General features: G+C 34.6%; 8 protein-coding genes. 6 read left to right on the top strand and 2 right to left on the bottom strand.

The genetic code is table 11. The annotated features are described in order from the left end of the window. Positions 1-29: 29 nt before the first annotated feature. The gene (locus QLQ96_RS18905) at positions 30-743 is read right to left on the bottom strand and encodes a LytR/AlgR family response regulator transcription factor (protein ID WP_482492477.1); all 714 of its coding nucleotides are present in this window, start codon (positions 741-743) and stop codon (positions 30-32) included. A 69-nt stretch (positions 744-812) separates the two neighbouring features. Further along, positions 813-1,871: a sensor histidine kinase gene (locus tag QLQ96_RS18900; protein ID WP_482492475.1), complete on the bottom strand. Its 1,059-nt coding sequence runs from the start codon at positions 1,869-1,871 to the stop codon at positions 813-815. Positions 1,872-2,001: 130 nt separating this feature from the next. Between QLQ96_RS18900 and QLQ96_RS18895 the strand changes: the two genes are divergently transcribed. The 6 genes from QLQ96_RS18895 (at position 2,002) to QLQ96_RS18870 (ending at position 10,680) form a co-directional block, all read left to right on the top strand. After that, positions 2,002-4,242, top strand: a complete 2,241-nt coding sequence (locus tag QLQ96_RS18895; RefSeq protein ID WP_482492473.1) for a GH92 family glycosyl hydrolase — start codon at positions 2,002-2,004, stop codon at positions 4,240-4,242. A 22-nt stretch (positions 4,243-4,264) separates the two neighbouring features. After that, positions 4,265-6,142: a sodium:solute symporter family protein gene (locus QLQ96_RS18890; protein WP_482492471.1), complete on the top strand. Its 1,878-nt coding sequence runs from the start codon at positions 4,265-4,267 to the stop codon at positions 6,140-6,142. 286 nt (positions 6,143-6,428) lie between these two features. Continuing rightward, entirely contained in the window at positions 6,429-7,394 is a 966-nt protein-coding gene (locus tag QLQ96_RS18885) for a glycoside hydrolase family 130 protein (RefSeq protein ID WP_482492469.1), read from the top strand. A 7-nt stretch (positions 7,395-7,401) separates the two neighbouring features. After that, the gene (locus QLQ96_RS18880) at positions 7,402-8,475 is read left to right on the top strand and encodes a carbohydrate-binding family 9-like protein (protein ID WP_482496982.1); all 1,074 of its coding nucleotides are present in this window, start codon (positions 7,402-7,404) and stop codon (positions 8,473-8,475) included. Continuing rightward, positions 8,450-9,568 carry a putative glycoside hydrolase gene (locus tag QLQ96_RS18875; RefSeq protein WP_482492468.1) on the top strand — a complete coding sequence of 373 codons (1,119 nt, stop codon included), beginning with the start codon at positions 8,450-8,452 and terminating at the stop codon, positions 9,566-9,568. The genes QLQ96_RS18880 and QLQ96_RS18875 overlap by 26 nt, the downstream gene beginning before the upstream one ends. A gap of 89 nt (positions 9,569-9,657) precedes the next feature. Then, positions 9,658-10,680 carry an isoaspartyl peptidase/L-asparaginase family protein gene (locus QLQ96_RS18870; RefSeq protein ID WP_482492466.1) on the top strand — a complete coding sequence of 341 codons (1,023 nt, stop codon included), beginning with the start codon at positions 9,658-9,660 and terminating at the stop codon, positions 10,678-10,680. Positions 10,681-10,946: the final 266 nt, after the last annotated feature.

The following is a 10,946-nucleotide window of genomic DNA, read 5'->3' as shown; positions in this document are numbered from 1 at the left end:
TAAATCTTAGCGTCTTTGCGGTTAAAAACCTATATAGAAGAATTTAAAATTTTCTGTTTTACTTCATCGATATAAGATCTTCCTATCACGTAGCGAAGTCCTTCAATTTCAATGCTATTTCCTTCCACGGCGTCGATTTTGTCAATCGCGATGGTGTAGGATCTGTGGATTCTGATAAAATCTCTTTCTGGCAATAAACTTGTAAAATCAGATAAAGTACTGTGAATGATAAACTTTCCAGAAGTTGTACTGATTTTTAAATAATCTTTTAAGCTTTCGATAACTAAAATTTCGTTCAAGAAAATCTTTTTCATTTTTTTCTTGTCGATTTTAACGAAAATAAAAGGATTCTCTTTATTATTTTCCTGCGGAATTTTGCTGCCGTTGTTAAGACGTTTGTTGATTTTGTTTACCGCTTTCATCAATCTAGGAAACTCAATTGGTTTTACCAAATAATCTAAAACGTCAAGTTCATAAGTTTCAATAGCAAACTGATCGTAGGCGCTTGTTATGATAAGTAAAGGAGGGTTTTCTAAACTTTTAATAAAATTAATACCGTCCAAAACAGGCATGTTGATGTCTAGAAAAATTACATCGATAGTATTGTTTTTTAAGAAATTTAATCCTTCAATAGAATTACTGAAGGTATTTATTAGTTCTAAATCTTCAATCTGTTCGATATAATTTTTAATAACGTTTATTGCCAATGGCTCATCATCGATAATTAAACACTTTATTTTCATTTGTACGGTTATTTTTGGCGAGTGTTTGGTTTCTTGTAAGTATAGTTTTAGGTATAGTTAAAAGTAGGGTTAGGTAACTTTTATAACTAGTTTAACGACAAAAATATTCTTTTTATTTTTAAATGAAAGCTTATAGTCGCTTTTATTATATCCTAATTCGAGTCTTTTTTTTACGTTTTCAATACCTATACCACTTGACTTGTTAAAATTATCTTTATGTACGGTAAATTCGGGCATAGGGTTTGAAATTGAGAAATATAAATAATCTCCCTTTACTTTAAATCTGATGTCAATTAGAACATTTCCAGTGTTTTTGTTTACGCCGTGCTTAAAAGCATTTTCGACGAAAGTCAAAAGAAGTACCGGAGAAATTTCTTTATCGTGAATATCTCCAGAAATAGACATGTCTACTTCTAGACGCTCTCCGTTTCTAATTCTTTCTAGATCCAGATAATTCTGAATGCACAAAATCTCATTTTCAAGAGTCTGTTTTTTGCCTTTTGTTTCATAAAGCATGTAGCGCATTAATTCTGAAAGTTTTAAAACAATTTTTGGCGTTTTGTTTGATTTTTCTACAGAAAGCGAATAAATATTATTCAAGGTATTAAAGAAAAAATGCGGAGAAATCTGTGACTTCAAAAACAGCAATTCGGTTTCTAATTGAGATTTTTCTAAATCTGTAACACGTCTTTGTTCTTTCAGGAAATCTAAAGTGACTTTAATTGCAGTAACGAAAGTCATTACATACAATTCGCCCATCATCATATCTATAGTATAGTTGAGTGTAAGCGTGTTGATGGTCTGCGGACCTTCAGGCCAAACGTTGTGGGTGATCAGCAAATAAGTCAGATTAAATTTTAAGACTACCATGCCAAAAATTGCCGACAATACCGCTACTATATATAGGACGTATTTTTTGCGGTAAACCAAATGTGGCATTAAAACCAAGATATTCAGATAACACAATGCCATGTGAATCGGGAATCCGAGTAGTGTGGTTTTTAAGGAATAAACGTAATCGTTAAAATAACTTCCCCAACGGAATGTATTGAATACAAAATAGGTTAGCCAAAAGTAAATATGGTAGCGTGTAGGTAAGCTGTAGGGTTTATTTGAGTTGAAAATCATAATCGTAGAATAAAATGTCGTTTATTACTTTTTTTTGATGTTTAGAGCTGTTTAAATGTCGTCCGTCTAAAAATATTTTGGTAAAAGTTGAATTTATCTAAATTTAAAGTTAAATTAATATTGTTTTGATATGAGGAAAATTACGCTGCTTTCTCTGACGGTAATTTTTACTGCAAGTTGCAAAATAAATGTAGATAAAAACCAACATAAACAAAGTTTTGCAACAAATTATGTAGATCCTTTTATAGGTACTGGTGGGCACGGACATACTTATCCGGGTGCAACGGTTCCGTTTGGGATGCTGCAAGTGAGTCCAGATAATGGAGTTTCGAGCTGGGATTGGTGCTCTGGCTATCATTATTCTGACTCCATAGTTTCTGGATTTAGTCATTTACACTTAAGCGGGACAGGAATCGGTGATCTGGCAGATATTTTATTTATGCCAACAAACAAAAAGTTAGACTTAACCGCCAAAGCCGCATCACGCGATTTCCTACCGTATAAATCAAAATATAGTCATGTTAACGAAAAAGCAATACCGGGTTATTACCAAGTTTTTCTTGAAGATCCTAAAATCAATGTAGAATTAACTTCTACGCAAAGAACCGCATACCATAAATATACCTATAATAATAACGACAAACAATCTGTTGTAGTCGATTTAGGTTTTGCTATTAATTGGGACAAAGCGACAAAAACAGCTATTACAGTTGAAGATGAAACTACTATTAGCGGTTACCGTTTCAGTACGGGTTGGGCAAAAAATCAGAAAGTGTTTTTTGTAGCGAAATTTTCTAAACCTATTACAGAATCAATTATTACTGCTGATAAAAAAGTAGTTGCAGCGAAGAGTGCAGAAGGCGAAAATACGGCTTTGCAATTATTCTTCGATTCTAAAAATTCTAAAGAATTAGGTGTAAAAGTGGCACTTTCTTCTGTAAGTATCGCTAATGCGAAAGATAATCTGGATGCAGAAAATCCAGCATTTGAAAATGTAAAAACAACCGCTTCTTCAGATTGGAATAAAGCTTTAAGCAAAATTACAGTTGAAACTCCAGTTGATTCTTTAAAAACAATTTTCTATACCGCTTTATATCACGCTCAAGTTGCGCCTGTAACGTACAGCGATAAAAACGGACAATTTAGAACAGAAGACGATAAAATTGTTACTTCAAAAAATTATACAGCGTATTCTACTTTATCTCTTTGGGATACATTTAGAGCTGAAAATCCGCTACTTACTATTTTAGATCCGAATAGAGTTTCTGATATGGTTAACTCAATGTTAGCGTATTACGAAACTAAAAAAATACTTCCGGTTTGGACATTATACGCCAATGAAACCAATACTATGACAGGATATCATTCGATTCCAGTTATTGTTGATGCTTATTTGAAAGGTATTAAAGGTTTTGATGCTGAAAAAGCTTTTGAAGCAATGAAAGCAACGATGATGCAAGACGAACGCGGATTGAATTTCTACAAAAAATACGGATACATTCCTTATAATTTATTAGACGAATCGGTTACGATTACTTTAGAATATGCTTATGATGATTGGTGCGTAGCTCAAATGGCGAAAGCTTTAGGCAAACAAGCAGATTATGAGTTTTTCTCTAAACGTGCAAAAGCTTACGAATATTTATTTGATGCGAAATCAGGTTTCATGAGAGGAAAATCGGAAGATGGGAAATCTTGGAACGAACCTTTCGATCCAAAACACTCTAACCACAGAGAACATACCGATTATACTGAAGGAAATGCTTGGCAGCACAGCTGGTTTGTACCTCACAATGTGGACAATTTTATTAAGCTTCACGGCGGAAATGACATTTTTACAAAACGTTTAGAGCAATTATTCACAGAGAGTTCTGAGATTACAGGAAACAATGTTTCGGCTGATATTTCTGGTTTAATCGGACAATATGCGCACGGAAACGAGCCAAGCCACCACATTGCTTACATGTTTAATCACGCTGGTCAGCCTTGGAGAACCCAATATTGGGTTCGTCATATTTTGGATACACAATATAATACGACTGCAAACGGTCTAAGCGGAAACGAAGATTGCGGACAAATGTCAGCTTGGTATGTATTCAGTTCAATGGGATTATACCCAATGAATCCAGCATCTGGAGACTACGAAATTGGAAGTCCGATTTTTGAAAAATCAACTTTAAATCTTCCAAACGGAAAAACTTTTGTGATTGAAGCAGAGAATGTTTCAGAAAAGAATTTCTATATCCAATCGGTTACTTTAAACGGAAAAGCATTTAATAAAACAGCAATCTCTCACCAAGATATGCTAAAAGGCGGCGTATTACATTTTGTAATGGGAGCACAGCCAAACAAAAACTGGGGTCTGAACTAACTAACTCAAAATAAATAAATTAATGAATATAATAGACGTATCAATCATTTTAATCTATATCGTACTCTCAGTAGGTATAGGAATCTGGATTTCAAGAAAAGCATCAAAAGGACTAGATGATTATTTTCTTGGCGGGAAATCAATCAAATGGTATTTTTTAGGATTGAGCAATGGCTCAGGAATGTTTGATGTTTCAGGAACTTCCTGGATGATTGGGGTTTTATTTTTGTATGGAGTAAAAAGCTTTATGTTTATGTGGCTTTGGCCAATTTGGAATCAGATTTTTGTCATGATGTTCCTCGCAGTCTGGATCAGAAGATCGAAAGTAATGACTGGTTCTGAATGGATTCTAACTCGTTTTGGAAGTGACATGGCAGGAAAAGCATCTCATGTTATTGTAGCAATTTTTGCAATCATTTCTACTATTGGTTTCATTGCATATTTCTTCGTCGGAATCGGGAAATTTGTAACCATTATTCTTCCTTGGGATTTGACAGTTCATATGAATGGAGGAGTTTTCTTAACTTCAGAACAAGCTTATGCTTTGTTAATCATTTTCTTAACTACAATTTATACTGTTAAAGGGGGAATGTTTTCTGTTGTTGCGACAGAAGTTGTTCAATATGTTATTATGATTATTGCCGGCGTTTTAATTGCAGGTTATGCCTTCATTAATTATACTGATATTCAAATCAATTCGGTTATTACGCCAGAATGGAAAAATGTTTTCTTCGGATGGGAATTTGAAACACAATGGGGCGATAAATTCGAAACTTTCAATAAATTAATCGATACTGAAGGTTATAAAATGTTTGGTGCTTTCATCGGAATGACGCTTTTCAAAGGTTTCTTTGCTAGTGTTGCTGGTCCGACTCCGAGTTACGATTTACAGCGTGTTCTTTCTACAAAATCGGTAAAAGAAGCAGCTTACATGAGTGGTTTCACGAACTTGATTTTATTCATTCCGAGATATTTATTAATTACTGGAATCGTAGTAATTGCTTTAGTGAATTTAGCTCCTGAGTTAAATGCTAACGTAAATTTAACAGGTGCAGATTTAGAATTATTGATGCCAAAAGTTGTCAATCTTTATATCCCTGTTGGAATTAAAGGAATTCTTCTTGCAGGTTTATTGGCTGCCTTCATGTCTGGATTCTCTGCTTTCGTAAATGCAGGTCCAGCTTATATTGTAAATGATATTTATAAAAAATACTTCAAACCAGTTGCTTCAAACCAACATTATATTAAAGTAAGTCAGATTTCTTCTTTCTTGGTTGTTGGCTTAGGAGTTTTCATGGGATTCTTTGCAGATTCTATTAACTCATTAACACTTTGGATTACAAGTGCGCTGTACGGAGGTTACGTTGCAGCCAACTTCTTAAAATGGATTTGGTGGCGATTTAATGGATGGGGGTATTTCTGGGGAATGGTCGGCGGATTAATAGCAGCTTCTCTTCAGTTTGTTTTGGATCAAAGTAAAGGAAGTTTAACTGCTGGAACATTCTTGCATGATCTTTCGCAAGTACCATCGATTTACTTATTTCCATTAATTTTCGGAATGTCAATTTTAGGTTGTCTTTTAGGAACTTATTTAAGCAAACCTACCGATATTGAAGTTCTAAAATCGTTCTATAGCAATGTAAGACCGTGGGGATTCTGGGGTCCAGTTTACAAACAATTAAAGGCTGAAGATCAGTCTTTCCAAAAAAATAATGATTTCTATTTGGATATGATGAATTGCGTTATCGGAATTGTTTGGCAGTCAAGCATGATTTTGCTTCCGATTTATTTTATTATCAGAGATTATCCAAAAGCTTTAGTGGCATTAGTGGTTTTCTTAGTTACAACTACAGTGCTTAAATTTACTTGGCTGGATAGAGTTAGAAAGATTGAAGAGTAGATTTTAGACTAGAAAGATTTTAGAAGCAAGAAGAAAGATTTCTTGAATTGAGAATAAAATTAAACACATAGAAACATAGATTTTCTTTTACTTTAAAAAGGAAATAGAAAGAAACTAGTTTCTAACACATAGAACTTGAACATAGCCCATAGTTTCAACTATGGGAACGCTTAGTAAAGTTTCAAAAAGCTATGTATCTATGTGTTAAAAAAATAAGCATTGCAAAAGCTCCAACTTTTGCTTTCAAAATAAGAATAAAAAAACTAATAAATAAAAAAACAAAAAAATGAGTACTATTCCTTGGCAAGACAGACCCGAAAACAGTAAAGATGTAATGTGGAGATATTCTGAGAATCCAATTATCGACAGATATTCGATTCCTAGTTCAAACAGTATATTCAATAGTGCAGTTGTACCTTTTGGAGACGGATATGCTGGGGTTTTCAGATGTGATAATAAAGCGGTTCAAATGAATATTTTTGCTGGTTTCAGTAAAGATGGTATCAATTGGGATATCAACCACGAACCAATTGAGATGAAATCTGGTAACACAGAAATGATCGAATCTGCTTATAAATACGATCCTCGTGTGGTTTGGATCGAAGATCGTTACTGGATTACGTGGTGTAATGGTTACAACGGACCAACAATTGGTATTGGTTATACTTTCGATTTTAAAGAATTTTTCCAATGTGAAAATGCCTTTTTGCCATTCAACAGAAACGGAGTTTTATTCCCACAAAAAATTAACGGTAAATACGCTATGTTAAGCCGTCCAAGTGATAACGGACACACGCCATTTGGAGATATCTGGATTAGCTACAGCCCAGACATGAAATATTGGGGAGAGCACAGATTGGTGATGAAACCTTCTCCATTTGAAAAAAGTGCTTGGCAATGTACAAAAGTTGGAGCAGGACCAATTCCGATTTTAACTAACGAAGGATGGTTAATGATTTACCACGGAGTTATCAATACTTGCAACGGGTTCCGCTATGCAATGGGTTCGGCGCTTTTAGATGTTGATTCGCCAGACCAAGTAAAATACAGAACACAGCCTTATTTATTAGGGCCAGCGGAAACTTATGAAATGGTTGGAGATGTTCCAAACGTAGTTTTCCCTTGTGCTGCTTTACACGATACAGAAGAAGATAAATTAGCAGTATATTACGGTGCGGCTGATACGCACGTAGCAATCGCTTTCGGAAAATTGAGTGAAGTAATTCAATTTACAAAAGATAATAGTTTATAATATAATGATGCATAGTAGAGGTAAATTATTGTCCCTAGCCGTTTTTTTTGTTGGTTTGTTGGGTTATGCGCAATCTGAAAAGGAGGTCAGTCCTAAAAGTTATGTTGCGTATAAAACTTCAAAAGAAATTGTTATTGACGGAGACGGAGCAGATAAAGCTTGGGAAAAAGCAGATTGGACAACACCTTTTGTAGACATAGAAGGCGTTGAAAAACCAAAATACAATACTCAAGTCAAAATGCTTTGGGACGATAATTACTACTATATCCTAGCAAAAATAGAAGAGCCACACGTTTGGGCAAATCTAAAACAACGTGATACCATAATTTTTTATAATAATGATTTTGAGGTTTTTATTGATCCAGATAATGACACACATAATTATTATGAATTGGAAATAAATGCGTTAAACACCGCTTGGGATTTATTCATTAATAAACCTTACAGAGAAAAAAATACGGTTTTAAACGACTGGAATATCACAGGTTTAAAATCGGCTGTAAAGATTGACGGAACTTTAAATAATGCTTCAGATATTGATAAAGGCTGGACATTAGAAATTGCAATTCCGTGGTCGGTTTACAAAACATCATATTTCGATGACATTGTTCCGAAAGATAAATTCTGGAAAGTCAATTTCTCTAGAGTGAATTGGCAGCATTCAGTTGTTGATGGAAAATATGAACGTAAAAAAGATAAAGAAGGAAAATTTCTCCCAGAATACAATTGGGTTTGGTCGCCTATGGGAGTTATAAATATGCATGAGCCCGAAAAATGGGCTTATGTATACTTCTCATCCAAAGAAATAGGAGGACAGGATACTTTTACAATTCCGCAGGAAGAAAAAGTAAAATGGGAACTGTATACGTTGTACCGCGCTCAAAAAAGATATTTCGAAAAGAATAAATCTTGGGCAAAATCACTGCAAAGTATCAGTAAAAAAAATATAGTGGTTGAAGGAAAGACTTTAAAACCAGTTTTAGAAAATCATTCATCAGGATTTAATATCTTGGTAAAGAGTCCTTTTTCAAACAAAACCTTAATAATTAAAGAAGATGGTAAAATTATTACGAACGAATAAGTTACAGAACTTTTCAAAGATTATAGTTCTTGCGCTTTCGCTGAGTTTATTCTCGTGCGGACAAAAAGACGCTAAAGCAGAAGAAAACGGAAAATTCACTTTCGGTGTTTGGACAACTGCTGATGCTAAAAAATCGGATGCAGATTATTCAAAAGAATTCAAAAAATACAAAGACGGCGGTATCGACGAAGTTCTAATCAACACGCAAACCGATCCAAAACTATTAGCAAGATTAGTTCCGCTTGCAACAAAAGAAGGACTAAAAGTACACGCGTGGATTATGGCAATGAATCGCCCAAATGATTCAATAGCATTACAACATCCAGACTGGTATCAAGTTAGCAAAGAAGGAAAATCTTGTTTTGATAACCGCCCGTATGTAGATTATTACCAATGGCTTTGCCCGACAAAAGAAGCATCTAGAAACCACGTTTTAGGTTTGGTCGAAGGTTTAGCAAAAGTAGAAGGAATCGAAAGTGTACATTTAGATTATATTCGTTTCCCAGATATTTTCTTGCCAATCAGTTTGTTGCCAAAATACAACTTAGTCCAAGATGTAGAATTACCACAATTTGATTTCTGTTATTGTGATGCCTGCGTAAGCAAATTCGAAAAAGAACATCATAAAAACCCAAAACAAAGCCACAATACTTCAATTGATATGGAATGGAAAAATTTCAGATTGAATGCAGTAAAAGCGGTGGTTGATGATGCTTATAAAATTGCTCATAAATACAATAAAAAACTAACGGCAGCAGTATTTCCTTATCCAGAAATGGCAGACCACATGGTGCGTCAGCGTTGGGATAAATGGAATATTGACGAAGTATATCCAATGATTTATCATAGTTTTTATGATGAAGAAATTGACTGGGTTGGTTACGCAACAAAACAAGGCGTAGCAGATTTAGAAGGAAAACCAACAAAAGTAAATACAGGAATTTATATTCCAGGTTTAAAATCGGATGCAGAATTGAAGGAAGCAATTTTAGAAGCTAAGAAAAATGGCGCAACCGGAGTTTCATTTTTTGACGGAAATGCTTTATCAGATAGTAATTTAAAGACAATTAAAGAGGTAAAATCAGCTTTGTAGTCAATTTTACTGGGATTAAAAGTTATTACTGATTAATTTAGCAACATTAAGAACAGCAGTTTCTGAAAGTTGAATTAAAACCAAAAGACATGTCAAATAGAAGAGATTTTATCAAAAAAACAACTTTAGGCACATTAGCCATTAGTTCTGTTTTGGGTGTAAGCGGATTTGCTGCAAACCACGAAAATGAACCAGAAGTTGAATCTAAAGAAAAAAAACAGAGGAAACCGATTATCATTTCGACATGGAATCACGGTTTGCCTGCGAATAAAGAATCTTGGAAAAACCTAAAAGAAGGAAAATCTGCTTTAGACGCAATCGAAGCTGGAATGAAAATACCTGAAGCCGACCCAACTGTCCGCAGCGTTGGTTACGGAGGATATCCGGATCGCGAAGGAAAAGTAACTCTTGATGCTTGTATCATGGATCACAACAGCAATTGCGGATCTGTTTGTTTCTTGCAAGGAATAAAACACCCTATTTCTGTTGCAAAAAGAGTATTGCAAAATACGCCTCACGTTATGTTAGCGGGACAAGGCGCGTTACAATTTGCCTTATCGGAAGGATTTAAAGAAGAAAATCTTTTAACTCCTGAATCTGAAAAAGATTGGAAAAAATGGCTGGAAGATTCTAAATATAAACCAGTTATCAATATAGAAAATCACGATACCATAAGTATGCTAATGTTAGACCAAGATGGCAATCTTTCGGGCGGATGTACCACAAGTGGTGCGGCTTGGAAAATGCACGGACGCGTCGGTGACTCCCCAATTATCGGCGCGGGTCTTTTCTTGGACAACGAAGTGGGTGCTGCAGCCGCAACAGGCTTGGGAGAAGCTGTTATCAGAACTGCTGGAAGCGCGATGGTTGTCGAATTGATGCGTCAGGGAAAATCACCTTACGATGCTTGTAAAGAAATTACAGAACGTATTTACAACAAACATAAGAACCACAAAGACATGGAATATCTGCAAGTTGGTTTTATTGCTTTGAATAAAAATGGTGAATACGCAGGTTACAGCCTAAGATCAGGATTTAATTATGCTGTTTCTGATGATGTGAAAGGTCACAGAATGGAAGATGCAAAATTTAAAATGTCTTGGGACAAATAATTATCACGTTTAAATTGATTAAATGTAATATTTGTTATTTCGATCTAAGGAGAAATTTTCGAAAGTAGCTTCACAAAGATTGATGAATTAGTATCAGGAAGTCCTATAGTGATTTCTCCTTACGTCGAAAGCGACAAAACGAAATTAAAAATTTCAAAACATAAAAAGGAAACCAATTTTTTTCATATTAAGCTCCGAAGTTTTGGGATGCTTTTATATAAGTGAAATGCCTTTTTAAGCTTTAAAAAACTATGTCTCTATGTGTT

The organism is Flavobacterium sp. B167r (genome assembly GCF_056824315.1).
The sequence above is the reverse complement of the archived record's forward strand: the minus strand, read 5'-3'. Positions and strand labels throughout refer to the sequence as shown.